We start from the raw sequence: 25650 nt of genomic DNA on the forward strand, positions 1-25650 counted from the left end.
CATGTCCGTCACCTATCGCCGCGACGGCCGCATCGGCGTCATCACCATCGAGAATCCCCCGGTCAACGCGCTGTCGCAGGCGGTGCGGGCCGGCCTGATGCAGGCGGCGGCGGAATTCGCCGCCGACAACCGGGCGCAGGCGGGTGTGATCCTCTGCGCCGGGCGGACCTGGGTCGCCGGGGCCGACATTTCGGAATTCGGCAAGCCGCCGGCCGAGCCGTTCCTGCCGGACGTGATTGCCGCCATCGAGGGACTTGATAAGCCTGTCGTTGCGGCCCTGCACGGCACCGCCCTGGGCGGCGGCCTGGAACTGGCGCTTGGCGCGCATGCCCGTATCGCCGTCTCGAACGCACGGATGGGCCTGCCCGAGGTGACGCTTGGTCTGCTGCCTGGCGCTGGTGGAACGCAGCGCCTGCCGCGCCTGGTGGGGCTGGAGCCTGCGCTGAAGACGATTACCTCGGCCCGCCAGATCCCCGCGCCCGAGGCGGCAGATCTTGGCCTGATCGACCGCATCGCCGATGGCGATCTGACCTCTGCCGCCCTCGCGCTGGCCGAGGAACTGGCGGGGCAGGCGCCGCGCCGCACGGGCGATCTGCCCGCACCCGCCGCCGATCCGGCGCTGGCCGAAGCGCTGAAGGCGAAGCTTGCGCGAACCGCGCGGGGGCAGATCGCTCAGGCCACCGCCGTCGATGCCGTGACCGAGGGGCTGTCGTTGCCCTTCGCCGAGGGGATGGCGATGGAACGCGCGGCCTTCCGCGCCCTCATGGACAGCCCGCAGCGCGCCGCCCTGATCCATGCCTTTTTCGCCGAACGCGCCGTCGGCCATCTGCCCCAGATCAAGGGCGTCGAGCCGCGCCCGCTGGACCGCATGGGCGTCATCGGCGGCGGCACGATGGGCGCGGGCATCGCCGTCGCAGCCCTGCTGGCGGGGCTGGACGTGACGCTGATCGAGCGCGACGCCGAGGCTGCGGCCAAGGCGCAGGCGACCGTTGCCAAGCTGCTGGACGGTTCCGTCAAGCGCGGCAAGCTGGAGGCCGCGCGCCGCGACGTGATCCTGTCGGACAGCTTCCGCACCGATACCGACTATGCTGCCCTATCGCAGGCCGACCTGATCGTCGAGGCCGTCTTCGAGGCGATGGAGGTCAAGGAGCAGGTGTTCCGCGCGCTCGACCGCGTAGCGAAGCCGGGGGCGGTGCTGGCGACGAACACCTCTTATCTGGACGTGAACCGGATCGCCGATGCGACCGGCCGTCCGGCGGACGTGATCGGCCTGCATTTCTTCTCGCCCGCCCATGTCATGCGCCTGCTGGAGGTGGTGGTCGCCGACCGCACCGCACCCGAGGTCGTCGCGACCGGTTTCGCCCTGGCCAGGCGCCTGAAGAAGATTGCCGTGCGCGCCGGGGTCTGCGACGGCTTCATCGGCAACCGCATCCTGTCGCATTACCGCGCGGCGGTGGACGCGATGGTGCTGGACGGGGCCTCGCCCTACCAGATCGACCGGGCGCTGGTGAATTTCGGGTTCGCGATGGGTCCCTACGCGGTGTCCGACCTAGCGGGTCTGGACATTGGCTACATGACCCGGCAGCGCAAGGCAGCCGACCGCCACCCGCGCGACCGCGTGCCGGTGTTTGCCGATCGTCTTTATGAACAGGGCCGCCTGGGGCGCAAGACCGGGCGCGGCTACTACATCTATGGCGACGCCGCCCCGCAGGAGGACCCTGAACTGGCCCCGCTGCTGGACCGGGTCCGCGCCGATCTGGGCATCACCCCCCGCAGCTTCACCGATAAGGAGATCGTCGCCCGCACCATGGCCGCCATGGTGAACGAGGCCGCGCGCGTCGTCGGCGACGGCACTGCGCTGCGTCCGCTGGACGTCGATGTGGTGATGCTGAACGGCTATGGCTTTCCGCGCTGGCGCGGCGGCCCGATGCACTGGGCCGACCGGCAGGGCCTGCGGGCGATCCTGGACGACATCCGCCGCTTTGCCGCCGAAGACAACCATTTCTGGCAGCCCGCCGACCTGCTTTGCGACCTTGTCGCTGGCGGTCGCAGCTTTGCCGATCTGAACGAAGGAACCAAGCCATGAAGCAACCCGTCATCGTCCAGGCCGCCCGCACCGGCATCGGCAAGGCCAAGCGCGGCGCCTTCAACATGACCCACGGCGCGGTCATGGCCGGCGCCACCGCGCGCGCCGTCGTCGACCGCGCCGGCATCGACCCCGCGCTGATCGAGGACAGCATCTGGGGCTGCGGCTATCCGGAATATGTCACCGGCGGGAATATCGGCCGTCAGGCTGTGATCCGCGCGGGCCTGCCCGACAGCATCGCCGGCGCCACGGTCAACCGTTTCTGCGGATCGGGCCTGCACGCTCTGGCGATGGCCGCGCAGATGGTCGCGCATGAAGGCGCACGCGCCGTGCTGACCGGCGGGGTCGAGAGCATATCCCTGATCCAGCCGCCGGTACGCCATTCGCGCGAGGCCTGGATCGAGGCGAACCGCCCGGACCTCTACATGAGCATGATCGAGACCGCCGACAACGTGGCGGCCCGTTACGGCATCAGTCGCGAGGCGCAGGACGAATACGCCGTCCAGTCGCAGGCCCGCACCGCCGCCGCGCAGGAGGCCGGCGTCTTCGCCGACGAGATCATTCCGCTGACCGTCACCATGTCTGTCACCGACAAGGCCACCGGCGAAACCTCGGAACGCGAGGTGACCATCGCCGCCGATGAGGGCAACCGCCCCGGCACCACGCTGGATGCGCTGTCGCGGCTGGAGCCGGTGCGGGGCCCTGGCAACTTCGTCACCGCCGGAAATGCCTCGCAACTGTCGGACGGGGCGGCGGCGCTTCTGGTCATGGATGCCGACCTGGCCGCGGCCGAAGGGCTGGAGCCGCTTGGCGCCTTCCGCGGCTTTGCCGTCGCGGGCTGCGCGCCAGACGAGATGGGCATCGGCCCCGTCCTGGCTGTCCCGCGCCTGCTGGAGCGCCACGGCCTTCGTGTCGACGACATCGACCTGTGGGAACTGAACGAAGCCTTCGCCAGCCAGTGCCTTTACTGCCGCGATACGCTTGGCATCGATCCGGCGAAGTACAACGTCAACGGCGGCGCGATCTCCATCGGCCACCCCTTCGGCATGACCGGCGCCCGCACCGCCGGCCACCTGCTGCGCGAAGGCCGCAGGCGCGGTGCGAAATGGGGTGTCGTCACCATGTGCGTCGGCGGCGGCCAAGGCGCGGCCGGACTTCTGGAGATCTTCTGATGGACATGCGTTTCACCCCCGACGAACTGGCGTTCCGCGACAAGGTCCGCGCCTTCCTGCAGGCCGACCTGGACCCCGACCTGGCCCGCAAGGTCCGCCTGCACCAGCCCCTGACCAAGGCCGAGATGGAGGGCTGGCACGCCAAGCTGAACGCGCAGGGCTGGCTGGCCGGCAACTGGCCCACCAAATTCGGCGGCGCCGGCTGGACCGCCATCCAGCGCCACATCTTCGAGGAGGAATCCGCCCGCGCCCATGCGCCCCGCGTCGTGCCCTTCGGCATCGCGATGCTGGGACCGGTCCTGCAGAAGTTCGGGTCAAAGGAACAGCAGGACCATTGGCTGCCGCGCATCCTCAATGGCGACGACTGGTGGTGCCAGGGCTATTCGGAACCCGGGGCCGGGTCGGACCTTGCCGGCCTGCGCTGCCGGGCCGAACGCCAAGGCGACCATTACGTCGTGAACGGTCAGAAAACCTGGACGACCCTTGGCCAGCACGCCAACATGATCTTCTGCCTGGTCCGCACCTCGACCGAGGGCAAGAAGCAGGAGGGGATCAGCTTCCTTCTGATCGACATGACGACGCCCGGCGTCACCGTCCGCCCCATCATCCTGCTGGACGGCACCGCCGAGGTGAACGAGGTGTTCTTCGACGACGTGAAGGTGCCGGTGGAAAACCTGGTGGGCGAGGAAAACCAGGGCTGGACCTATGCGAAATACCTGCTGACGCATGAACGTACCAACATCGCGGGCGTGGGCTTTGCGACGGCCGCGCTGGAAAACCTGAAGCGGGTGGCGCAGGCACAGGTCCATCGGGGCCGACCGCTGGCCCAGGACCCGCTGTTCGCGGCCGAGATTGCCTTGGTCGAGATCGACCTGATGGCCATGTCGACGACCAACCTGCGGATGCTGTCCGCCGCCGCCCAGGGCCAGGCGCCCGGGATCGAGAGCAGCATGCTCAAGATCAAGGGCACCCAGATCCGCCAGCGGCTGGATGCCCTGACCCGCCGCGCCTATGGCGGCTGGGCGATGGCGCTGCCCGCGTCCGGGAACGAAGGCGAGCCCGAGGAGGCCGATGAGGTTCTGTCGGCCACAGCCACCTGGCTGAACAACCGCAAGCTGTCGATCTATGGCGGCTCGAACGAGATCCAGCGCAGCATCATCGCTGGCGCCTTGGCGAAAGGGTGATCCGATGGATTTCCAGCTTTCCGACGACCACCGCATGCTGCAGGACAGCCTGCGCGGCATCCTGACCCGCCATTCCGGCGACGCCCTCTGGCCAGCGCTGGTCGAGGCGGGCGTCCCGGCTGCCCTGCTGACCGAGGACGAGGGCGGCTTCGACGGCTCGGGGGCCGCGATCGCGCTGATCTTCGAGGAGATGGGCCGCGCCGGTGTGGCGCTGCCGCTGACCGGAACGATGATCGGCGCCGCCGCCATGGCGCAGGCGGGCCGGCCGGCCGAGGACGGCGCCATCGTCGCCTTCGCCGATGCCGAACCGGGCACCAGGTATGACCGCGGCGTGGCGATCCGCGCCGAGGGCGACAGGCTGACCGGCCGCAAGACCATGATCGCCGGGGCCGAGGATGCCACCGCCATCGTCGTCACCACCGCCGACGCCCTGTGGCTGGTCCAGCCGGGCGCCGAGGGCCTGTCGATGCGGGGCTATCCGCTGATCGACGGACAGCGGGGCGCGGATCTGGAGCTTGACGCGACGCCCGCGCTGCGCCTTGGCGGTCTGGCCGATTTCGGGGTCGTGCTGTCGCGCGGCGTGTTGGCCCATGCGGCGCTGGCGCTTGGCACGATCACGGCGGCGGTGGACCTGACGATGGACTATTTGCGCACGCGCAAGCAGTTCGGCCAGCCGCTGATGTCATTCCAGGCGCTGGCCCACCGCGCCGCCGATCTGGCGGTCGAGGTCGAGCAGGCTCGATCCGCCGTCGTCAACCTGGCGGGGCACCTGACTGACGACACGCCCCTGCGCGACCGTCATCTGCAGGCTTGCAAAGTCACCGTCGGCCGTGTCGCGCGCCTGGTCGCCGAGGAAGCCATCCAGCTGCACGGCGGCATCGGCATGACCGAGGAATACGCGCTGGCCGCGATGGTGCGCCGGCTTCTGGCCGCCGACGCCGCGATGGGCGACGCCGACTGGCACCTGGAGCGGTTTGCCCTGGGTGAGCCCGCATGGGCGTGATCCGGGATGAGACCGGCACGCAGCGGCTGATCGGCTATGATCTGGACGTGGGGCAGGGGGACGGCATTGCGCGCTGCCGGTTGCGGCTGGACGACCGGCACCTGAACCGCCAGGGCATTCTGCATGGCGGTCTGGCCGCGACGCTGCTGGACAGTGCAATGGGCGCGACGGGCAGCCTGACGGTGGATGCAAGCGGCCGCCACCCCTTCACCACGCTGTCGCTGACCGTGAACTATCTGGCGTCCGGCCGCCCCGGCGCGGTCGAGGCCACGGGCCGCATCACCGGCGGCGGCCGCGCGACCCTGTTCATCGAGGGCGAGTTGCGCCATGAGGATGGCACGCTGATCGCCACCGCGACCGGCGTCTTCCGCAAGTCCCGACAGGAGCCCGCATGACCGCCCTCACCAATCCGCATTGCGAAATCAGTGATCTCGGCGACCGCCTTGTGGTCGAGAACCGCAACGCCGCCCGCCGCAACGCCCTCACGCCCGAATTCTATGACGGCCTGCACCAGGCGCTGCGCATGGCCGCGGACGAGCCTCGCATCGGTGCGGTGATCGTCATGGGCGAGGGAGATTTCTTCTGCGCCGGTGGCGATCTGAACATGCTGATCACCGCCCAGCAGATGAGCGCTGACGACCGCCGCGACCGGATCGACGCGCTGAACGACCTGATCCGCGCCGTCATCCGCTGCCCGCGCCCTGTCATCGCCGTGGTCGAAGGCGGCGCGGCGGGTGCGGGACTGTCGCTGGCGCTGGCCTGCGACATGGTGATCGCGGCCAAGGAGTCAAAGTTCACGGCCGCCTATGTCAATGCGGGCCTGGTGCCTGATGGCGGGCTGACGGCGGCGCTGGCAGCGGGCATGCCGCCGCAGATGGCCGCGCAGATGGCGCTGACCGGTCAGTCCGTCACAGCCGAACGGCTGTACGCCCTGGGCCTGATTACTGAGCTGACCGGACCGGGCGAGGCGATCATGGCCGCGATGGCGCTGGCCGACCGGCTGGCGCAAGGGCCGGCCGAAGCGCAGGCAGCGATCAAGCGCCTGCTGACCAGCGCGCGGACGACGCTGCTGGAAACGCAGCTGACTGCCGAACGCGACGCCATGGCCGATGCGCTTGCCGCCCCCGAGGCGGCCGAGGGCATCAGCGCCTTCCTGGGCAAGCGCGCCCCCGATTTCAGACGACTGCGCGAGGCAACATGACTGAAGTGACCCGCATCCACCAGCTGTTCGACCAGGCCTGCGCGGCCCACCCGGACCGTCCCGCGCTGACCGACTGGACGGGGGCCACCCTGACCTATGCTGCACTGGACGCGCTGGTCAATGCGACCGTGGGCGACCTTCGCGCCCGCGGCCTCCGCCCCGGCGACCGGCTGCTGGTGGTGTCGGAAAACGCCGCGCCGGTGGCCATCCTGCTGTTGGCGGCCAGCCGCATGGATGCGGTCGCGGTTCCGGTGAATGCCCGCATGACCGGTCACGAACTGGCGCGGATCACGGCGCATACCGATCCGCGCCTGGTGCTTCACCTGTCGGACGTCAGCCCCGCCGCCCGCGCCCATGCCGAGGCCGCAGCGGCGCGCCCCCTGACCTTGGCGGGCGCGTCGCTGCACGTTGAGGGCCCCTTCGACTGCGCTCCTGAAAGTGTCGAGCCGGATGCGGACATGACGGCGGTGATCCTCTATACGACCGGCACCACGGGCATGCCCAAGGGGGTGATGCTGACGCATGGCAACCTGATCTTCGGCGGGCGCTCCTCTGCCCGGCTGCGCGACATCGTGCCCGACGACGTGATCTACGGTGTGCTGCCGCTGACGCATGTCTTCGGCCTGACCTCGATGCTCTGCGCCGGGCTGTCGGCGGGGGCGCATGTGCGGCTGGTGCCGCGCTTTTCGGCCGCCGCCACGCTGGACGCGCTGCAGGCGGGGGTGACGGTGCTGCCCGCGGTGCCGCAGATGCACGCCGCCATCATGGCCGAGGCCCGCAGCCGCGGTCAGGACCGGCTGGACGGCCTGCGCTATGTCAGCAGCGGAGCCGCGCCCCTGGACCCCGACTGGAAGCGCCGGGCAGAGGCCTTTTATGGCATCGCTCTGCAGAACGGCTACGGGATGACGGAAACTACGGCTGGCGTGACGATCACCACCAATGTCAAGGGCGATCCCGACCCGTCGGCCGGCCATCCGCTGCCGGGGGTCCAGATCGCGCTGGACGAAACAGTGGGCCGCGAACCCGGCACCGGAGAGGTGCTGACCCGCGGCCCGCATGTCATGCGCGGCTATTTTCGCAACCCCGAGGCGACGGCTCAGGTGCTTGATGCCGATGGTTGGATGCATACGGGCGATCTGGGCCGCATCGACGATCTGGGCCGCTTGCACATTGTCGGGCGCAGCAAGGAGTTGATCATCCGCGGCGGCTTCAACGTCTATCCGCCCGAGGTCGAGGCCGCGCTGAACGACCACCCGGCAGTCCTGCAGGCGGCGGTGATCGGACGCAAGCGCGATGGCGGCGACGAGGATGTGCTGGCCTTCTGCCAGCTGGTCGCCCCCGGCAGCGTCACGGCCGAGGCGCTGGCCGAACACGCTGCGGCACGGCTGTCGGCCTACAAGCGGCCCACGCAGATATTCCTGACTGGACCCCTGCCGGCGGCGGCGACGGGAAAGGTGCTCAAGCACCTGCTGCTGGACCATTTCGCCGCCCTTCTGGCGGACAAGGCCCGTTCGTAACGGCCGCTCGCTAGATGTCGAAGATCAAGCGGTGTTTGGGCGGATAGAAGTGCCGAGCGAAGGACACGGGGATGCCGTGCAGCGTGTTCACCCGCTCGATCGTCAGGACCGGGGTGCCCGGATTGATCTCCAGGCTGCGGGCGGAGTGATCGTCGGCGGCCTCGGCGATGATCGACACGTCGCTCTGCGTGACGGGAAGGTTACGCGAAAGCCATTCCTGCGGCGGCTCCGATGCGAAGACATCGGCCGCTGGCAGGTCGGCCACGCGCGGGTTCAGCCAGATCGCCTCGCAGCAATGCGGCCGGTCGCCTGCCGAGAAGCGCGACAGGACAAGCAGCAGCGGTTCGTCCGCGGTGACCTGCAGCGCCCGCATCGCGGCCTGGCTCGGCATGGCGGGTTCACAGCTGGTCAGCGCATAGCTGGGGGTGGCGCCAAGGGCCTCGATCTCGTCCCGGATCGTCGGCAGGCGCAGCGTGGTGCGGCGGGCCGAGCTGGCGGTCACGCGCGTACCGACCTTGCGGCGACGCTCGATGATGCCGCTATCGGCCAGCTCGCGCAGCGCACGGTTCACGGTGGCGCGGGCGCAGCCCAGTTCGACAGCCAGCGTCTGTTCGGTCGGAATCAGTTCACCCGGCGGCCACTCGCCCGAGCGGATTCGCTGCAGCACCTCGGCATGGATGGCCTGCCACGTATTCAAGCGCTTGCGCTGCACATGAGGCCTCGGAAATCGGACCAGAGGCGGAGGGCCTGCGGGCATGGTTACCATTTGAACTACTCTTTACCGAACGACATAATTTAAGGGCATGCCCGGATATTCCGCCAGTTGTCCAAATCGACATGACCGCCCCGGCCACGGCTTGCCATCACGGGCGTTTGGCGGTCAGGTGGCGGCGCAGTTTCAGGGTGCAGGACGGGCGGGACATGCGACAGATCATGGATCAGACGACGCTGGCGGTGCAGGGCCGGGCCCAGGCGGCGCAGCTGACATCCTGGGGTGTGCTGGCGGCGATCAGCATGTGCCACATGATCAACGATGTGATGCAGTCGATGCTGGCGGCGATCTATCCGCTGCTGCAGGCCGAATTCTCGCTCAGCTATGCCCAGATCGGGGTGATGACCTTCGCCTTCCAGGTCACCGCTTCGCTGCTGCAGCCGATGATCGGGATGGCCACCGACCGCCACCCGCAGCCGCGTTCGCTGCCCTTCGGCATGTGCTCGACCCTCTTAGGCGTGCTGCTGCTGGCGGGCGCCCACCGGTACGAGATGCTGCTGCTGGGGGCGATGCTGATCGGCATCGGCTCGGCCGTGTTCCATCCCGAAAGTTCGCGCGTGGCGCGGCTGGCGTCGGGCGGGCGGTTCGGGACGGCGCAGTCGCTGTTCCAACTGGGCGGCAACGGCGGTCAGGCGCTTGGGCCGCTGCTGGCGGCCTTCATCGTGGTGCCGCTTGGCCGCCCTGCCGTGGCCTGGTTCGCGGTGGCCGCCGCCCTGGGTTCGGCGATCCTCTGGCGCGTGGGGGCCTGGGCCGAGGTGCGGCGCCGCGCCAGCGCCGGGTCTGACGACCGCCGCCTGCGGCTGCCCCGCGGCGTCGTGATGCGGGCGATCGCGGTGCTGGCGGTGCTGGTCTTCACCAAGAACATCTACACCGCGTCGATGACCAGCTATTTCACCTTCTTCACCATCGAGCGTTTCGGCCTGTCCACGCAGGGCGCACAGATCATGCTGTTCCTGTTCCTGCTGGGCATGGCCGGCGGCGTCATGATGGGCGGCGTGATCGGCGACCGCGTCGGTCCGCTGACGGTGATCTGGTTCTCGATCCTCGGGGTGCTGCCCTTCACGCTGGTCCTGCCGCATGTGGGGCTGGTGGCGACGGGAGTGCTGGCGATGGTGATCGGGCTGATCCTGGCATCGGCCTTCCCGGCCATAGTCGTCTTTGCGCAGGAGCTGGTGCCGGGCCGGACGGGCATGATCGCCGGGCTGTTCTTCGGCTTTTCCTTCGGCATGGGCGGAATCGCAGCGGCGGCACTGGGGGTGCTGGCCGACGCACAGGGGATCGAGACAGTGTTCCGGCTCTGCTCGGTGCTGCCGGTGCTGGGGTTGCTGACGATCCTGCTGCCGCGCCGCGACCGCCTGACGGCCTAACGCCGTGGCGGCGCCCGTCGTCTTCCATATCGGCCCCGACGGGCCGATGGACCACGCACTGGAACGGCTGTTCCGCGCCAACGGCCACGCCACCGCCTGCCACGAGGACGGGCGTCTGGCGCAGGACATCATCTATGCGATGGGCAGGGGGGAGCCTCCGCTGAGGGGCAGACCGGACGTGCGGCTGTTCGCCGGCCTCTGGCGGTTTCGCCCACACTGGCGCCCCCCGCTCGAGGCCTGGCGCTGCGTCGGCTTCCTGCGCGACCGGGTGCCGGGCGCGCATTTCATCCTGTCGCTGCCACCGCCCCAAAAGTGGTCGCTGTGGCGCAGCGGCACCGAGGCGCTGCGCTGCCACGCCTTTGCCGAAGACCTGCCCCCGGCGGCGCTGCCGGCCTTGTGGCAGCTGCATCTGGCGGAACATGTGAACACTACGCGGGCGCTCTTCAACAACGATGAGCGCCTGATCGTCGTCAGGCCTGACGACGACCCGGCCGCCCTTGCGGCACGGCTGGACCCGATCCTGCCGATGGAGATGGTGCCGTTCGAACGCTGGCCGGGTTTCCCGGCGGCGCCCGGCGTGATGGATCTTCTGGATTGCCCCGACCCGCCGCCCGCCCCCGAAGGCTGGGCCGAGGATGTGGCGCGCTTCTGTCTGCGCGGTCTCGATCCGGCGGCGAAGGGCGGCCCCGAGGGGATGTCGCCTTTCGCCTGCCACTGGGACGGCAGCCGCGTCACCGACCGCCACGGCCAGCCCCGCCAGTTCACGGTCACCGCCCCGCCAGGCTTGGCCTCTGTCGCATTGGCGCGCGAGGGGCGGCACTTCAAGCTGATCCGGGCCGAGGGCGTCGTGAACGACATCCTGCGCCTTGGCCGGCGCGACCCGGCCTGGATCGACATGGAGGATTCGCGCTGGTTCGGCAGCCCCCAGGGCGCGGCGCTCGACCGGCCGGTGCTGTGCCACAACCGCAGGGCGGGCGCGGTGAATGCGGTCCTGTGGCCGCTGCCGGACCAGCACGCCATAGGCCTGCCGGGCTTCGATCCCGATGCCGGTCCCGACCCCGTCCCCTTCGAGGAGAAGGAGGACCGGCTGATCTGGCGCGGGATGATCTCGGGTTCGGAAATGCGGCCGGGGGTCAAGCCCGGGCCCGCCGCCCATGTCTGGCTGACCCGCTTGGCCGAGGCCGCCACCCCAGCCGACCGCAAGGCGGCTTGGCGGGGGCTTTGCCGCACCAACCGGCTGGACTTCGTCCGGCGGTTCTTCGACCACCCGGATTTCGACCTGGGCGTGGTCATGGCCTGGGGCTGGCGGCAGATGGCCCATGACCCCTTGCTGGCGCCCTATTGCAAGCCCAGGTCTGGCCCCCGGACGTTCCGCCGCTTTCGTTATCAACTTTGCCTGACCGGCTATGACCACGGGTCGAACTTCATCGCCGCGATCGACAGCAACTCTGTCCTGCTGGCCGAGGAGGACGGCTGGGAGGTCTTTTATTCCGGCCGCTTCAGGCCGTGGCAGCACTATGTCCCGGTCGCCCGGCATGCCGCCGACATCGAGGACAAGCTGGCCTGGGCCCGTGCGCATCCCGACGAATGCAGGACCATGTCCGCCGCCGCCAGGGCCGAGGCCGCGCATCTGCGCGATCCCGAGGCGCGGGCGCGGTTGCTGCGACTGATCCTCGACGGGCTGGGGGCGGCGCGCTAGAACCCCGGCATGACCACGATCCGCATCCAGCCCCTGACTGCCGCGGCCTTCGCCCCCTTCGGCAACGTGCTGCAGCCCCGTCCAGCCCCCGACCGCATGATCAATGCGGGGCGCTGCGAACGCCACCATGCCCTGGCCACCGTCCAGCGCGGCGGAGGCGAGGCCATCGTCTCGATCTTCCGTAGCGAAGCCGTCAGCCTGCCCTATGACTGCGATCTTCTGGAGCGCCACCCCCTTGGCAGCCAGGCGTTCATGCCATTGGGGCCTGACGACTGGCTGTCGGTCGTGGCCCCGGATCAGGGCGGCCGTCCCGGCACGCCGCTGGCCTTCCTGGTCCCCGGCGGGACGGGCGTGAACCTGCACGCCGGCATCTGGCACGGTGTCCTGACGCCGCTGGACCGTCCCGCCGACTTCCTGGTCGTCGACCGGGAGGGCGGGGGCGTGAACCTTGAGGAGGTGCGCATCGATCCGGTCAGGATCACCGGCTGATGCCCGACTATGCCTTCGAAGCCGAGGCGCTGTCGCGGGGGGCGCGGCTGGTCGCCGGCGTGGACGAAGTCGGCCGTGGACCGCTGGCCGGACCGGTGACGGCGGCGGCGGTGATCCTCGACCCGTTGAACATCCCCGACGGCCTGAACGACAGCAAGCAGCTGAGCGCGCCGCGGCGCGAGGCGCTGGCTGATTGGCTGATGGCTCATTGCGACTGGTCGGTAGCGCATGTCGGCGTGGACGAGATCGACCGCCTGAACATCTATCACGCCAGCCACGCCGCCATGTGCCGCGCCATCGCCGGTCTGCGCCAGCGGCCGTGCCTGGTGCTGGTCGACGGCAACCGCGTGCCGCGTGACCTGTCCAGCCCCGGCGAGGCGATCGTCAAGGGCGATGCGCGCAGCCTGACCATCGCGGCGGCGTCGATCATCGCCAAGGTGTTGCGCGACCGCATCATGGTGGATTTGGCGCAACAGCACCCCGGCTATGGCTGGGAAGCGAATGCCGGATACCCGACGCCGGCGCATAAACTTGCGCTGCTAGATTTGGGTGTGACCCCACACCATAGGCGGTCCTTCGCACCGGTCCACAATATCTTGTGTAAAGCCCCAGTGACAAGTGGTTGATTCAAAAAAGAAATTGACGCCGAATCGGCTCTGAATCATCTTTGGGGGCATATCAGACCGGCAAAAGCCGGCATTCCCCAAAGGCAGAGCATGATGAAAACCAAGGACAAACGCGTGGATTCCATGCGTCCGTTACCGCTGAGCCAGATCCTGGGCGGCGACTGCATCGAGATCATGAACGGCCTGCCGGAAGGCAGCGTCGACCTGATCTTTGCGGACCCGCCCTATAACCTGCAGCTGAAGGGCGACCTGCACCGCCCCGACAACAGCCGGGTGGATGCGGTGGACGACCATTGGGACCAGTTTTCCAGCTTTGCCATCTATGACGCCTTCACCCGCGACTGGCTGGCGGCCGCGCGGCGGCTTCTGAAGCCCAACGGTGCGATCTGGGTCATCGGCAGCTATCACAACATCTTCCGCGTGGGGGCCGAGCTTCAGAACCAGGGCTTCTGGATCATGAACGACGTGATCTGGCGCAAGTCGAACCCGATGCCGAACTTTCGCGGCAAGCGCCTGACGAACGCGCACGAGACGCTGATCTGGGCGGCCAAGTCCGAGACTTCGAAATACACCTTCAACTACGAGGCGCTGAAGTCGCTGAACGAAGGCATCCAGATGCGCAGCGACTGGGTCCTGCCCATCTGCAACGGCGGAGAGCGTCTGAAGGACGCGGCGGGCGAGAAGGCGCACCCGACGCAGAAACCCGAAAGCCTGTTGCATCGGGTGATCGTCGGCACCACCAATCCGGGCGACGTGGTGCTGGATCCTTTCTTCGGCACCGGCACCACCGGCGCGGTCGCCAAGATGCTGGGTCGCGACTATATCGGGATCGAGCGCGAGGAGGCGTACCGCGAGGTCGCCGCCCGCCGCCTGGCCCGTGTGCGCCGCTTCGACGCCGAAGCCATCGCCACCACCCGCGCCAAGCGGGCCGAGGTGCGCATCCCCTTCGGCCAGGTGATCGAGCGCGGCATGCTGCGTCCGGGCGAGGAGCTGTTCTCGATCGGCAACCGCCACAAGGCCAAGGTCCGCGCCGATGGCAGCCTGATCGGCAACGATGTGAAAGGCAGCATCCATCAGGTCGGCGCTGCGCTGGAAGGCGCGCCATCGTGCAACGGCTGGACCTATTGGCATTTCCGGCGCGAAGGCAAGATGATCCCGCTGGACATCCTGCGCCAGCAGATCCGCGCCGAGATGGAAGGCGAGGTCACCCGCCCCAACTGATCGTCATTCTGTTCGCCAAGTTCCGCCTGCGCCAGCGCGGCGGGACCACCTTGCCTCGCCGTGCCCAAGCATGGCGAGGCTTTTTCATATGTGCCGGCGATTGGTGTCGGCGGCGCGGTCATGTATGCCCGTGACGAAGCCAAGGAACGGGGACGAAGATGGATGATCTGGTGCAGGCGCTGGCCGGGATCGTGGGGCAGGCGAACGTGGCGTCCGGCGCGGATGCCGCGCCTTGGGCCAGCGACTGGACGGGTCAGTATCACGGCGAACCCCTGGCCGTCGCCCGCCCCGCCGATCGCGACCAGGTGGCGGCGATCCTGCGGCTGGCGGGCGCTCGGGGTCTGCCGGTCGTGCCGGTGTCCGGAAATAGCGGGTTGAACGGCGGCGCGATGGGGCAGGGCGCGATCATGCTGTCGCTGGACCGCATGCGGCGCATCCGCGAGATCAACCCCCGCGCCCGCACTGCCGTTGTCGAGGCCGGCGTGATCGTCGCCGCGCTGGACGCCGCTGCCGAGACCCATGATCTGACTTTTCCGCTGGCCTTCGGCGCCAGCGGGCAGGCCATGATCGGCGGCGTGCTGTCAACGAATGCCGGCGGCGCGAATGTGCTGCGCTATGGCAATACGCGCGATTTGTGCCTGGGGCTGGAGGTTGTGCTGGCCGACGGGCGGGTGCTGGACCTGATGCAGGCGCTGCACAAGAACAATTCAGGCCTGGATCTGCGCGACCTGGTGATCGGAGCCGAGGGGCAGCTGGGCATCGTCACGGCGGCGGTGGTCAAACTGCATCCCCGGCCTTCACAGCGCGTGACCGCCATGGTCGCGATGCCGGCGCTGGACCGGGCCACGGATCTGCTGAACGCCCTGCAGGATGCGTCCGGAAACGCCGTGGTCGCGTTCGAGTTCATGCCGCGCGCCTTCATCGACGGCCACCTTGCCCTGCGCACCGACGCCCGAGAGCCATTCGACGCGCCCCATCCTGTGAACCTGCTGGTCGAACTGGCCGCCGCGCGACAGGGAAACCTGGCAGAGGTGCTGGAGGAGGTCCTGGCCGCGCGGCTGGAGGACGGCACGGTCAGCGACGCCGTCATCGCCGCCAGCGAGGCGCAGCGCCAAGAGATGTGGTCGCGGCGCGAGGCGGCGGCAGAGATCGCCTTTGCCCGCCGCCCGGTGCTGGACACCGACATCGCCCTGCCGCGCGACTGCGTGGCCGATTTCCTGCGCGACGTCGAACCCCTGCTGACGGCCATCGACCCCGGCTGCCAGGTCCTGTCGGTGGCGCATCTGGGCGACGGGAATATCCACTACACCTGCTGGCCGTCGCGCGACGATGCCGCGCTGAAGGACGCGCTGCGGGCCGAGATCGACAGGCTTGCGGTGGCGATGAACGGCACCTTCTCGGCCGAACACGGGGTGGGGCTGTCGAAGCTTGGCTCGATGTCGCGCCACAAGGACCCGGTGGCGCTGGAGGTGATGCGGGCAATCAAGGACGCGCTGGACCCGCAGGGGATCCTGAACCCCGGCAAGACGATCCCGCGCTGATCCCGGTCAGGGCGCGTTGCGGGGCATCGGCAGGGTGCCCTTGTTATAGGGCGTCCAGTCCGCGATCTCGGGATAGAACTGGCGGCGCCAGGCGCGCACGCGCGGGTTCATGCGCCGCCGCCACAAGGGCGGGATCATGGCCATGAAGGTCATCGCCGGATAGCCGAAGGGAAGCTGCGGCGCCTCTTCCGGGGTGTAGGTCTGCAGCAGGGGGAACCGCCGGTCGGGCTTGAAGTGGTGGTCGGAATGGCGCTGCAGGTTGATCAGCAGCCAGTTGGTCGCGGTATGGGCGGCGTTCCAGCTGTGGCGGGGGCGGACAGGCTCGTACCGGCCGCCGCCCAGATGCTTGCGCGACAGGCCGTAGTGTTCGACATAGTTCGTCAGCTCAAGCTGCCAGACCGCTACGAAGGCCTGGAAGAGGAACAGACCCAGCCCCGTCCAGCCGCCCAGAGCCAGGGCCAGGACCAGCATTCCCCCTTGCAGCGTCGCATAGCGCCAGAAGGGGTTGCGGCGGTCCCAGGTGCGGCGCCCGGCACGGGCCAGGAACCAGGACTCGGCCCGCCACGCGCTGCGCGGCCCGTCCCGCAGCACGCGCAGGAAGAAGCGGTAGAACCCTTCGTTATAGCGGGCCGAGACCGCGTCCCGCGGTGTCGACACCCACGAATGGTGAACCAGCAGATGTTCGGTCCGGAAATGCGAATAGAGGACGCTGGCCAGCAGCAGGTCGCCCAGCCAGCGTTCATGCGCCGGCTTCTGGTGCAGCAGCTCGTGCGCATAGACCATGCCGATGCTGCCAGAGAGGACCCCGATGCCGAAGAAGAGGCCCAGCTTCTCCCACCCAGTCAAGTGGCCGGTGGACTGGACATACCAGATCGTCCCGAAGATCGCCGCGGCCTGCAGCGGGAACCAGATGATCGTGATGGCGCGGTGCCAGAACAGGCTGTGGTCCGTACCGGGATCGGGATTGGCCGGATTTTCGCCCAAGAGACTGTCCAGTGCGGTGGTCAGGTACCACGCATAGGCAGGGATCAGCATCCACCACGCGCCGCCCCGCGACGCAGCCAGCGCGACCAGCGGCAGAAGCGCCAGCGACAGCCAGAATGGCGCTGCGGCCGGTACGGCAGATGGGGACGACTCGGACATGCCGGCGATGCTACGCGGCCAAGGGGCCCTGCGCCATATCCCAGACCTTGCGCATCAGCCCCGGCAGCCCGTCGCGGTCGATCCGGTCCAGGGGAACCAGCTCTCCCCGGGTCGGGTTGCCGGTGAGATCGCCCAGCATCACCTGCAGATCCAGCGCGAAATGAGTAAAGACGTGGCGGACCTGCCCGATCGGGCGCCAGTCGGCGGGACCTGGCGGCGGCAGATCCCGCCCGTCCCACCCGGCCGAGGGGAAGGCCCGCGTGCCGCCCAGAAGGCCCTTGTCGGGGCGACGCTCCAGCAGCAGGGCGTTCCCTTGGCGGCCCAGCCAGACGACGCCCTGACGTTCGGGCTTGGGAGGCTTGGGGGCCTTGCGCGGCAGGTCGGCCGCGATCCCCTGTGCCCGCGCGTCGCAGACGGCCATCAGCGGACAGATGCCGCAGGCGGGCTTTCGCGGCGTGCAGATGGTCGCGCCCAGATCCATCATCGCCTGCGCGAAGTCGCCGGGGCGCGCGGTCGGCGTGAGCCCGTCGGCCAAGGCGACCAGCTCCGGCTTGCTGTGGGGCAGGGGCGTTTCGACCGCGAACAGGCGCGAGACCACGCGTTCGACATTGCCGTCAACCACTGTCTCGGCCCGGTTGAAGGCGATCGCCGCGATTGCGGCCGAGGTGTAGGGGCCGATGCCCGGCAGCGCCGCCAGCCCCTGCCGGGTGTCGGGAAAGCCACCCAAGGCGGTGACGGCACGCGCGCAGGCCAGGAGGTTGCGGGCGCGGGCGTAGTAGCCCAGCCCCGCCCATTCGGCCATGACCTGCGCATCCTCGGCCGCGGCCAAGTCCTGAACCTTCGGCCAGAGCGATGTGAAGCGCAGGAAATACGCCTTGACCGCCGCGACGGTGGTCTGCTGCAGCATCACCTCTGACAGCCAGACGCGATAGGGATCGGCGGGCGGCCCGCCCGGCGGGACGCGCCAGGGCAGGCTGCGGGCGTGGCGGTCATACCAGGCCAGAAGGTCGGGGGCGATCACCTTGCTGTCACGCAATTATGTGGCCTTTGTCGGATTGGCGCGCTTTCATCCGGGTGGATGGCTGGCTAAGGTCGGCCCGTATTAGCAGAACAGGCGAAGATGGCCCAGACACCCGATGCCAGCCGAAAGGCGACTCGCCGCCGCAGCCGCGGCTTTCAGGCGGCAGCGTCACTGCTGGCCGACCGGGTGCAGAAGGCGGCCGAGGGTCGGGGCTTTGCCGTCGCCCGCCTGCTGACCAACTGGCCCGAGATCGCGGGCCCGCAGCTTGCCGCCGTCACCCGGCCCGTCAGGATCAGTCACAGCCGCGGCGGCTTTGGTGCGACGCTGACGCTGCTGACCACCGGCCCGATGGCGCCGATGGTCGAAATGCAGCTGCCGCGACTGCGCGAACGGGTGAACGCCTGCTATGGCTACAACGCCGTGCAGCGGATCGCCCTGACCCAGACCGCCGCGACCGGATTTGCCGAAGGGCAAGCCAGCTTCGGCCACGCCCCTCGCGCGCCCAAGGCCCCCGACCCGGCGCTGGTCGCCCAGGCCGACGGCGTCGCGCGGCAATTCACCGACCCCACCCTGGCCGAGGCGATGGCCCGGCTGGCGATGAACGTCGCCAGCCGCCGGCCCCGCCAAGGCTGACCCGTTCCAGACCCGCTGAAAGGATCAACCGATGTTTCTCCGCTCTGTCGCGACTGCCCTTGCGATGACCCTGGCCGTTCCCGCCGTGGCCCAGGAGGCTGCGCCCGAACCGCTTCCCGACATCGCCATGGGCGCCGAGGATGCGCCGCTGACGATCATCGAATATGCCAGCTTCACCTGCGGGCATTGCGCCAACTTCCACAACGACGTCTTCCCCGAGCTGAAGGCCGAATACATCGACACCGGCAAGGTCCGCTTCATTCAGCGCGACATCTATTTCGACCAGGTCGGCCTCTGGGCCGGGATCCTGGCGCGCTGCGGCGGCGACGACAAGTATTACGCCGTGAGCGACATGCTGTTCGAGGAGCAGGGCGAATGGCTGGCCGGCGGCTCGGGCGACGAGATTGCCGCGAACCTGCGCAAGATCGGCCTCAAGGCCGGCATGACCGAAGATCAGATGACCGCCTGCTGGGACGACACCGCCAAGGTCGAACAGCTGATCGCCACCTTCCAGCAGAACGCCACCGCTGACGAGGTCGAGGCCACGCCCACCTTCATCATCGGCGACGAGAAGGTGCCGAACCAGGCCTGGGACAGCATGAAGGACATCATCGACACCAAGCTGGCGGACGCCGTCCCGGCGGAATGACCTGTCGCGCCCGGCGGCCTCCGCCGGGCGCCCGCCCGAGGCGATTGCTTTTTTCTAATCCAGGTCCCAGACTCCGCGCGCGACGGGACATTGCGCAACAGGGACAGGATGCCATGATCCAGGAATTCAAGACGTTCATCGCCCGCGGCAATGTGATCGACCTTGCCGTCGGCATCATCATCGGCGCGGCCTTCACGGCTATCGTCAATTCGCTGGTGGTGGACCTGATCAACCCGGTGCTGGGGCTGCTGACCGGCGGGATCGACTTCACCGACAAGTATTTCGTACTGTCAGGCAACGTGCCCGACGGGGCCAGCCTGGCCGCCGCGCGCGATTCGGGCGCGGCGATCTTCGCCTATGGGTCGTTCCTGATGGCGGTCCTGAACTTCCTGATCGTGGCCTGGGCCGTCTTCCTGCTGGTCAAGGTCGTGAACCGCATCCAGCGGGCCGCGATCCGGCAGGAAGAGGCCAAGGAGGCCGTCGCCCCCACCGGCCCCAGTCAGGAGGAACTGCTGGCGCAGATCCGCGACCTGCTGGCCGACCGGGCGAACCCGGTCTGACGCCTACCGCGACAGCAGAGCTTCGGGCGTGACCGCCGCGATCCCAAGTGCTTCGCCCACCGGGGGCGAGGTCAGCTGACCTTCATGTACCGAAAGTCCCGCGCGCAGGTGCGGGTCGTCGGTGACCGCCTGCCGCCAGCCCTTGTCGGCCAGCGCCATCAGGTGCGGCATGGTCGCGTTGCCCAAGGCCTGGGTCGAGGTGCGGGCCACCGCGCCCGGCATGTTCGCCACGCAGTAATGCACGACACCGTCGACTTCGTAGATAGGGTCCTGATGCGTGGTCGCCTTCGACGTCTCGAAGCAGCCACCCTGGTCGATGGCCACGTCCACCAGCACGGACCCCTGCGGCATGGTCGACAGCTGCGCGCGGCTGACCAGCTTGGGCGCGGCGGCGCCGGGGATCAGCACTGCGCCGATCACCATGTCGGCGGCCTGGATCAGCTCGGCCGTGGCGGCGGCGCTGGCAAATTGCGTGGTCAGCTTGCCCATGAAGATGTCGTCCAGATAGGACAGCCGCGGGACCGAGCGGTCCATCACTGTGACATTCGCTCCCATGCCCACGGCGACGCGCGCGGCTGCCGCGCCCACGACGCCGCCCCCGATGATGACCACGTTCGCGGGCCTGACGCCGGGAACGCCGCCCATCAGGACGCCGCGCCCGCCATTGGCCTTCTGCAGCGCCCAGGACCCGACCTGGGGCGCCAGTCGGCCGGCGACCTCTGACATCGGCGCCAGCAGGGGCAGGCCGCCCCGCGCATCGGTCACGGTCTCGTAGGCGATGGCGGTGACGCCGCTCTCCATCAGGTCGCGCGTCTGGTCGGGGTCCGGCGCCAGATGCAGATAGGTGAACAGCAGCTGGCCCTTGCGCAGCATCTTGCGTTCAGCCGCCTGCGGTTCCTTGACCTTGATGATCAGTTCGGCTTCGTCGAAGACGGACCCCGCGTCGGGCGCGATTTTCGCGCCGGCGGCTTGATAGTCATCGTCAGTGAACCCCGCGCCGACGCCCGCGCCCGTCTGGACCAGAACCTCGTGTCCGCGACCGACGGCCTCGGCGGCGGCGGCGGGGGGCAGGCCCACGCGGAACTCCTGCGGTTTGACTTCAGTGGGGCATCCGATCTTCATGGCTCTCTCCCTTTGGCCGTTTGCACCATCCTGCCACCGGCGGGTTGAAAGGTGTTGCGAAGCTGCGGCAAAATCCGCTCCGATCCGCGAAGTTCCTTCTGGCGCAGCCCGGCGATTTCGAAGAAGCTGCGAGAATGGCCGAACTTGACGCAATAGATCGCCGGATCCTCGCCCTGCTACAGACCGAGGGGCGAATCAGCAATGCCGAGCTGGCGGTGCGGGTGCATCTGTCGCCCTCGGCCTGCCACAGGCGTGTGCAGCGGCTGGAAGAGGCGGGCGTCATCTCGGGCTATGTCGCGCTGCTGGACGCGCGCGCGTTGCGCCGCCAGACCACCGTCTTCGTGGAGATCACGCTATCGGGCCAGGCGGACGAGGTGCTGGACGCCTTCGAACGCGGTGTGCGGACCATCCCGGATGTCCTCGAATGCCACCTGATGGCGGGCACGGCTGATTATCTGCTGAAGATCGTGGTCGAGGATACCGACGACTTCGCCCGCATCCACCGCCAGCACCTGTCACGCCTGCCGGGCGTCGCGCAGATGCATTCCAGCTTCGCCCTGCGGACGGTATTCCGGACCACGGCGATCCCGGTCCAGAATTGAAAACCCCCGCGACACGGGGCCGCGGGGGTTTTCGGATGACACAAGATCGCGTCGTCTTACAGCGCGCCTTCGCGCTGTGCCTTTTTACGGGCCAGCTTGCGGGCGCGGCGAACGGCCTCGGCCTTTTCACGGGCTTTCTTGACCGACGGCTTCTCGAAATGCTGCTTGAGCTTCATTTCGCGGAAGACACCTTCGCGCTGAAGTTTCTTCTTCAGAGCGCGGAGCGCCTGTTCGACGTTGTTGTCGCGAACATTGACCTGCATGTGGTTGTCACCACCTTCCTAGGTTAGAGTTGCAAAGATTGCAGGAAGCGTCCCCCTATCAAAGCCGGGCGCGTTTGTCCAGATGAGGTGTGCCATGACCCAGACCGACCGCGACGCGCTGCAGGAGGCCGCGCTGATCCACGTCCCGTTCGAGGGGATGAACGACCACGCCCTGGCCGCCGGCGCCCGCGACATCGGCATGTCGCCGTCGCTGGTGCGCGTGCATTTCCCTCAGGGCGGCGCCAGCCTGGCCGCCGCCTATCACCGCGATGCCGACCAGGCGCTGCGCGTCTGGCTGACTGAAACTCCGCCCCAGGGCCGCTTCCGCGACCGCGTGGCCGAGGCCGTCTGGAGGCGGCTGGAACTGGTCGATCCCGAGCTGGTCCGCGCGGGCGCCGCGACGCTGGCGCTGCCGCAGAACGCGGCACTGGCGTCCCGGCTGGTCTGGGAGAGCGCCGATGTCATCTGGACCGCGCTTGGCGACCGGTCGCAGGACGTGAACTGGTATTCCAAGCGCGCGATCCTGTCGGCGGTGATCTCGGCCACGGTGCTGTTCTGGCTGGGCGACGATTCGGAAGGCAAGGCCGACACCCGCGCCTTCATCGACCGCCGGATCGACGGGGTGATGAACTTCGAATCCGCCAAGTCGCGGCTGCGCAAGCTGCCCGGAGCCGACGCGCTGGCCCGTGCCGCCTTCGGCTGGATCCGCGCACCGCGCGAGCGTGCCCTTCCCGGCAAAACCCGCTAAGGAGAGACGATGTTCCCCGACCAGATGACGGCGATCGAGATTGCCGCCCCCGGCGCGGCCGACCAGCTGCGCCAGACGACCCGCCCCGTACCGGTGCCCTGCCACGACCAGATCCTGATCAAGGTCGCCTATGCCGGCGTGAACCGCCCCGACGTCCTGCAGCGCGCGGGCAGCTATGCCCCGCCGCCCGGCGCCTCGGACCTGCCGGGGCTGGAGGCCTCGGGCGAGATCGTCGGCATGGGCGCGGGCGTCACGCGGTGGAGGAAGGGAGAACAGGTTTGCGCCCTGCTGCCCGGCGGCGGCTATGCGGAATATGCCGTCTGCCATGCCGACCACGCCCTTCGCATCCCCAAGGGCATGACGCTGCGCGAAGGCGCCTGCCTGCCAGAGACGGCCTTCACCGTCTGGTCGAACGTCGTGCAGCGGGGCGGTCTGACGGGGGGCGAGCGGTTCCTGGTTCATGGCGGCACGTCCGGCATCGGCATGATGGCGGTCCAGATCGCGCGCGCCCTGGGGGCCCGCGTCTTCGCCACGGCCGGCAGCGACGAGAAATGCGCCGCCATCGAGGCGTTTGGCGCGACGGCGATCAACTACAAGACCCAGGACTTCGTCAAGATCCTGACCGAGGCGGGCGGCGCCAACCTGATCCTGGACATGGTCGGCGGAAGTTATATCCCGCGCAACATCAAGTCCCTGGCCCTTGACGGGCGGCTGGTGATGATCGCGTTCCTGGAAGGCCCGAAGGTCGAGCTGAACTTCGCTCAGGTGATGGTGAACCGGCTGACGATCACCGGATCGACCCTGCGGCCGCAGTCCGATGTCGCCAAGGCCGAGATTGCCGACGCGATCCGCAAGCAGCTTTGGCCGATGATCGCGGCAGGCTCGATCGGCGTCACCATCGACAGCGAATTCGTGCTGGCCGAGGCCGCCGACGCCCATCGGCGGATGGAGAGCAGCGGCCACATCGGCAAGATCGTCCTGAAGGTGGCCGGCTGACGAAGGCGCTGGTCCCGGCCGGGGGTCCGGATCAGCGCACCTCCTCCATCAGGATGCGCGGCTGGCTGCAATCGCGCAGTGCGTCAGGCGCACAGTCCCGCGGCTGCAGGTCGCGGGTCAGGCAGATCCGCACCTCGGCCAGGGCGCCGTCGCGGCAGGTGACCGTGACGCCGTCCGGCCCGAGGCCGGGATTGGCCTCAAGGAAGGCTTCCTCGACGATGCCTGGGGACAGGCTGATGTCGCGATCGAGGTCGTCGAAGACCTCGGGGATCGTCACGGTCCGAAGCGCAGTGCGGGTCGCCTCGAAATAGCCCTCGGCCGACAGGCCCGTGCAGCGGCCGTGCTTCTGCCATTGGTACCAGGCCAGCCCGCCCGACCCCATGATGTCCGCCATTCCCACGCTGTCGCGGCGCGACGGGTCCCTTTCGGACGTGGCGCAATCCTGGGGCCAGCCGCGGTCGTATTGCGGCCAGAGCCCGTGGACCGTGAAGTCCCGTCCCGTGCCGTCGCGGCACTCGGGCGCGTTGCGTTCGTCGCCGGTGCGGCTGCACCAAGCCGGCTGCCAACTGAGGGACAGGACATAGTAATCGAACTGCCCGGCCACGTCCTGCGCCGCCAGGGGCAGGGGGGACAGCAACAGGGCGAGGGCGGTGATCGGCATGCGCATGCCGCCAGCCTATCGCCGTTTTCAGGCGTTCGCACCCGGCAATCGTGCGAATCCTCTTTTCCCCGGCGGTCCGAAACGCTATATCACCCGGCAATTCCCCCCGAAAACGAGGAATGGCACCCGCCAAAGCCGTTTTTCCGGCCCAAGCTTCCTATGTTCGGGACAGACACGCGAAGGAGACTGACATGAGCAAGCCGCTGATGGCCAAGGCCACCGCCGTCTGGCTGGTCGACAACACCACGCTCAGCTTCAAGCAGATCGGCGATTTCTGCGGTCTGCACGAGCTTGAGGTCCAGGGCATCGCCGATGGCGACGTGGCGACGGGCGTCAAGGGGTTCGACCCCGTCGCCTCGAACCAGCTGGATGCCGAAGAAATCAAACGCGCCGAGGCGAGCCCCGCCTACAAGCTGCGCCTGAAGCACAACCCGGCGTCCGAGGGCGAGGAAAAGCGCCGCGGCCCGCGCTATACGCCCCTGTCCAAGCGCCAGGACCGCCCGGCCGCAATCCTGTGGCTGGTCAAGTTCCACCCTGAACTGGCCGACTCGCAGATCGCCAAGCTGGTCGGCACGACCAAGCCGACCATCGCCTCGATCCGGGAGCGGACGCACTGGAACATCCAGAACATCCAGCCGATCGACCCGGTCGCCCTGGGGCTTTGCCGGCAGACGGAACTGGACGCCGCCGTCCAGAAGGCTGCCAAGAAACGCGCGGCGGAAGGCGTGGTGATGACCGACGACGAACGTCGCAAGCTGGTCAGTACTGAAACGTCGCTGTCGATGTCCGAGGAGCCGCGCCTGCCGACCTCGATCGCAGGGCTAGAGAACTTCAGCCTCACCCGCGAGGAGCCGAAGGAAGAGCCGTCGCGCGATGCCGACAGCTTCTTCAACCTACCGGGTGGCGGGGACGACGACGATGACGAGGACGACCGCCGCTGAGGTCGTCTGGAGACGAAAAAAGGGCCGGTGCGGATCAACCGCACCGGCCCTTTTGATGTCGTGACCCCGGTCAGGTGCGGCCGCGCACCAGCCGGACCAGCCAGATCAGGATGCAGGCGCCGATCACCGCGATGATCAGCTGACCGATCACGCTGCCCTCGGCGCTGCCGCCCAGGATCAGGTCGAACAGGAAGTTACCGATCAACGCGCCGATGATGCCGACGATGATGTTCATCAGCAGGCCCATGTCGGACTTCATGATCTTTTCCGCAATCCAACCGGCCAAAGCGCCGAGAATGATTGCAAGGAACCAGCCGATACCTTCCATGACGTGTCCTTTTCAAACCTCGACCGCCCCTGTGGCGATCTTTCGCGGGAACAATGCGCGCTGCCGGCAAAGCGTTCCCGCGCATCGCTTAGGGTATTGCCGTTG

The 25650-nt window shown here is 68.4% G+C and carries 27 protein-coding genes; 20 read left to right on the plus strand and 7 right to left on the minus strand.

Annotated features, from left to right (window positions below; translation table 11 throughout):
* Nucleotide 1 precedes the first annotated feature (1 nt).
* Genes OC184_RS00500 through OC184_RS00530 form a run of 7 tightly spaced genes read left to right on the plus strand, consistent with a single transcriptional unit; the run spans nucleotide 2 to nucleotide 8163 of the window.
* A complete protein-coding gene (locus tag OC184_RS00500) occupies nucleotides 2–2086 on the plus strand; it encodes a 3-hydroxyacyl-CoA dehydrogenase NAD-binding domain-containing protein (RefSeq protein ID WP_265505178.1) in 2085 nt (694 codons plus the stop codon).
* Nucleotides 2083–3258, plus strand: a complete 1176-nt coding sequence (locus OC184_RS00505) for an acetyl-CoA C-acyltransferase (RefSeq protein ID WP_265505179.1) — start codon at nucleotides 2083–2085, stop codon at nucleotides 3256–3258. The genes OC184_RS00500 and OC184_RS00505 overlap by 4 nt, the downstream gene beginning before the upstream one ends.
* Nucleotides 3258–4442 carry an acyl-CoA dehydrogenase family protein gene (locus OC184_RS00510; protein ID WP_265505180.1) on the plus strand — a complete coding sequence of 395 codons (1185 nt, stop codon included), beginning with the start codon at nucleotides 3258–3260 and terminating at the stop codon, nucleotides 4440–4442. Before OC184_RS00505 ends, OC184_RS00510 begins: the two co-directional genes overlap by 1 nt.
* 4 nt (nucleotides 4443–4446) lie before the next feature.
* The gene (locus OC184_RS00515) at nucleotides 4447–5445 is read left to right on the plus strand and encodes an acyl-CoA dehydrogenase family protein (RefSeq protein ID WP_265505181.1); all 999 of its coding nucleotides are present in this window, start codon (nucleotides 4447–4449) and stop codon (nucleotides 5443–5445) included.
* Nucleotides 5436–5840 (plus strand): PaaI family thioesterase, encoded by a 405-nt coding sequence (locus OC184_RS00520; RefSeq protein ID WP_265505182.1) that lies wholly within the window; start codon nucleotides 5436–5438, stop codon nucleotides 5838–5840. Before OC184_RS00515 ends, OC184_RS00520 begins: the two co-directional genes overlap by 10 nt.
* Nucleotides 5837–6646: an oxepin-CoA hydrolase, alternative type gene (locus tag OC184_RS00525; RefSeq protein ID WP_265505183.1), complete on the plus strand. Its 810-nt coding sequence runs from the start codon at nucleotides 5837–5839 to the stop codon at nucleotides 6644–6646. Before OC184_RS00520 ends, OC184_RS00525 begins: the two co-directional genes overlap by 4 nt.
* Nucleotides 6643–8163: a class I adenylate-forming enzyme family protein gene (locus OC184_RS00530; protein WP_265505184.1), complete on the plus strand. Its 1521-nt coding sequence runs from the start codon at nucleotides 6643–6645 to the stop codon at nucleotides 8161–8163. The genes OC184_RS00525 and OC184_RS00530 overlap by 4 nt, the downstream gene beginning before the upstream one ends.
* Before the next feature lie 10 nt (nucleotides 8164–8173).
* On the opposite strand, the gene OC184_RS00535 is transcribed toward OC184_RS00530, so the two are convergent.
* The gene (locus OC184_RS00535) at nucleotides 8174–8860 is read right to left on the minus strand and encodes a GntR family transcriptional regulator (RefSeq protein ID WP_265505185.1); all 687 of its coding nucleotides are present in this window, start codon (nucleotides 8858–8860) and stop codon (nucleotides 8174–8176) included.
* A 224-nt stretch (nucleotides 8861–9084) separates the two neighbouring features.
* Here OC184_RS00535 and OC184_RS00540 point away from each other — a divergent pair, with 224 nt between their 5' ends.
* The 6 genes from OC184_RS00540 (at nucleotide 9085) to OC184_RS00565 (ending at nucleotide 15878) form a co-directional block, all read left to right on the plus strand.
* Complete coding sequence (locus tag OC184_RS00540; protein ID WP_378926330.1) at nucleotides 9085–10302, plus strand: MFS transporter; 1218 nt, start codon at nucleotides 9085–9087, stop codon at nucleotides 10300–10302.
* A gap of 4 nt (nucleotides 10303–10306) precedes the next feature.
* Nucleotides 10307–12001 carry a glycosyl transferase family 90 gene (locus tag OC184_RS00545; RefSeq protein ID WP_265505186.1) on the plus strand — a complete coding sequence of 565 codons (1695 nt, stop codon included), beginning with the start codon at nucleotides 10307–10309 and terminating at the stop codon, nucleotides 11999–12001.
* Nucleotides 12002–12010: 9 nt separating this feature from the next.
* Nucleotides 12011–12490: an ureidoglycolate lyase gene (locus OC184_RS00550; RefSeq protein ID WP_265505187.1), complete on the plus strand. Its 480-nt coding sequence runs from the start codon at nucleotides 12011–12013 to the stop codon at nucleotides 12488–12490.
* Nucleotides 12490–13116 carry a ribonuclease HII gene (locus tag OC184_RS00555; RefSeq protein ID WP_265505188.1) on the plus strand — a complete coding sequence of 209 codons (627 nt, stop codon included), beginning with the start codon at nucleotides 12490–12492 and terminating at the stop codon, nucleotides 13114–13116. The genes OC184_RS00550 and OC184_RS00555 overlap by 1 nt, the downstream gene beginning before the upstream one ends.
* Nucleotides 13117–13209: 93 nt before the next feature.
* Nucleotides 13210–14337, plus strand: coding sequence for a site-specific DNA-methyltransferase (locus tag OC184_RS00560; RefSeq protein WP_378926325.1), 1128 nt, complete (start codon nucleotides 13210–13212; stop codon nucleotides 14335–14337).
* Between the two features lie 158 nt (nucleotides 14338–14495).
* Entirely contained in the window at nucleotides 14496–15878 is a 1383-nt protein-coding gene (locus OC184_RS00565) for an FAD-binding oxidoreductase (RefSeq protein ID WP_265505189.1), read from the plus strand.
* A gap of 6 nt (nucleotides 15879–15884) precedes the next feature.
* Here OC184_RS00565 and OC184_RS00570 read toward each other — a convergent pair whose 3' ends face one another.
* Together OC184_RS00570 and OC184_RS00575 are read right to left on the minus strand one after the other, a co-directional pair.
* Nucleotides 15885–17021: an alkane 1-monooxygenase gene (locus tag OC184_RS00570; RefSeq protein ID WP_265505190.1), complete on the minus strand. Its 1137-nt coding sequence runs from the start codon at nucleotides 17019–17021 to the stop codon at nucleotides 15885–15887.
* 10 nt (nucleotides 17022–17031) lie between these two features.
* Complete coding sequence (locus tag OC184_RS00575) at nucleotides 17032–18057, minus strand: A/G-specific adenine glycosylase (protein WP_265505191.1); 1026 nt, start codon at nucleotides 18055–18057, stop codon at nucleotides 17032–17034.
* 84 nt (nucleotides 18058–18141) lie between these two features.
* Between OC184_RS00575 and OC184_RS00580 the strand changes: the two genes are divergently transcribed.
* From OC184_RS00580 to mscL, 3 genes are all read left to right on the plus strand, one after another.
* Nucleotides 18142–18675, plus strand: coding sequence for a DUF721 domain-containing protein (locus OC184_RS00580; RefSeq protein ID WP_265505192.1), 534 nt, complete (start codon nucleotides 18142–18144; stop codon nucleotides 18673–18675).
* A gap of 31 nt (nucleotides 18676–18706) precedes the next feature.
* Complete coding sequence (locus OC184_RS00585; RefSeq protein WP_265505193.1) at nucleotides 18707–19324, plus strand: DsbA family protein; 618 nt, start codon at nucleotides 18707–18709, stop codon at nucleotides 19322–19324.
* Between the two features lie 113 nt (nucleotides 19325–19437).
* On the plus strand, nucleotides 19438–19884 hold the full coding sequence (gene mscL, locus OC184_RS00590; protein ID WP_265505194.1) for a large conductance mechanosensitive channel protein MscL: 447 nt from the start codon (nucleotides 19438–19440) through the stop codon (nucleotides 19882–19884).
* A 3-nt stretch (nucleotides 19885–19887) separates the two neighbouring features.
* Here the strand turns inward: mscL and ald are convergent, their stop codons facing one another.
* Nucleotides 19888–21006, minus strand: coding sequence for an alanine dehydrogenase (ald, locus tag OC184_RS00595; RefSeq protein ID WP_265505196.1), 1119 nt, complete (start codon nucleotides 21004–21006; stop codon nucleotides 19888–19890).
* Nucleotides 21007–21140: 134 nt separating this feature from the next.
* Here ald and OC184_RS00600 point away from each other — a divergent pair, with 134 nt between their 5' ends.
* A complete protein-coding gene (locus OC184_RS00600; RefSeq protein WP_265505197.1) occupies nucleotides 21141–21608 on the plus strand; it encodes an Lrp/AsnC family transcriptional regulator in 468 nt (155 codons plus the stop codon).
* A gap of 56 nt (nucleotides 21609–21664) precedes the next feature.
* Here OC184_RS00600 and rpsU read toward each other — a convergent pair whose 3' ends face one another.
* A complete protein-coding gene (gene rpsU, locus OC184_RS00605) occupies nucleotides 21665–21871 on the minus strand; it encodes a 30S ribosomal protein S21 (RefSeq protein ID WP_081994671.1) in 207 nt (68 codons plus the stop codon).
* Between the two features lie 94 nt (nucleotides 21872–21965).
* Between rpsU and OC184_RS00610 the strand changes: the two genes are divergently transcribed.
* Together OC184_RS00610 and OC184_RS00615 are read left to right on the plus strand one after the other, a co-directional pair.
* Nucleotides 21966–22619 (plus strand): COQ9 family protein, encoded by a 654-nt coding sequence (locus tag OC184_RS00610; RefSeq protein ID WP_265505198.1) that lies wholly within the window; start codon nucleotides 21966–21968, stop codon nucleotides 22617–22619.
* Between the two features lie 9 nt (nucleotides 22620–22628).
* On the plus strand, nucleotides 22629–23615 hold the full coding sequence (locus OC184_RS00615; protein WP_265505199.1) for an NAD(P)H-quinone oxidoreductase: 987 nt from the start codon (nucleotides 22629–22631) through the stop codon (nucleotides 23613–23615).
* A gap of 31 nt (nucleotides 23616–23646) precedes the next feature.
* On the opposite strand, the gene OC184_RS00620 is transcribed toward OC184_RS00615, so the two are convergent.
* On the minus strand, nucleotides 23647–24282 hold the full coding sequence (locus OC184_RS00620) for a ribonuclease T2 (protein WP_265505201.1): 636 nt from the start codon (nucleotides 24280–24282) through the stop codon (nucleotides 23647–23649).
* Between the two features lie 185 nt (nucleotides 24283–24467).
* On the opposite strand from OC184_RS00620, the gene OC184_RS00625 reads away from it, so the two are divergent.
* Nucleotides 24468–25217 carry a DUF1013 domain-containing protein gene (locus tag OC184_RS00625; protein WP_265505202.1) on the plus strand — a complete coding sequence of 250 codons (750 nt, stop codon included), beginning with the start codon at nucleotides 24468–24470 and terminating at the stop codon, nucleotides 25215–25217.
* Nucleotides 25218–25287: 70 nt separating this feature from the next.
* Here OC184_RS00625 and OC184_RS00630 read toward each other — a convergent pair whose 3' ends face one another.
* Nucleotides 25288–25545, minus strand: a complete 258-nt coding sequence (locus OC184_RS00630; protein ID WP_265505203.1) for a GlsB/YeaQ/YmgE family stress response membrane protein — start codon at nucleotides 25543–25545, stop codon at nucleotides 25288–25290.
* Between the last annotated feature and the right edge of the window lie 105 nt (nucleotides 25546–25650).

This window comes from Paracoccus rhizosphaerae (assembly GCF_026162645.1).
GTDB lineage: Bacteria > Pseudomonadota > Alphaproteobacteria > Rhodobacterales > Rhodobacteraceae > Paracoccus > Paracoccus rhizosphaerae.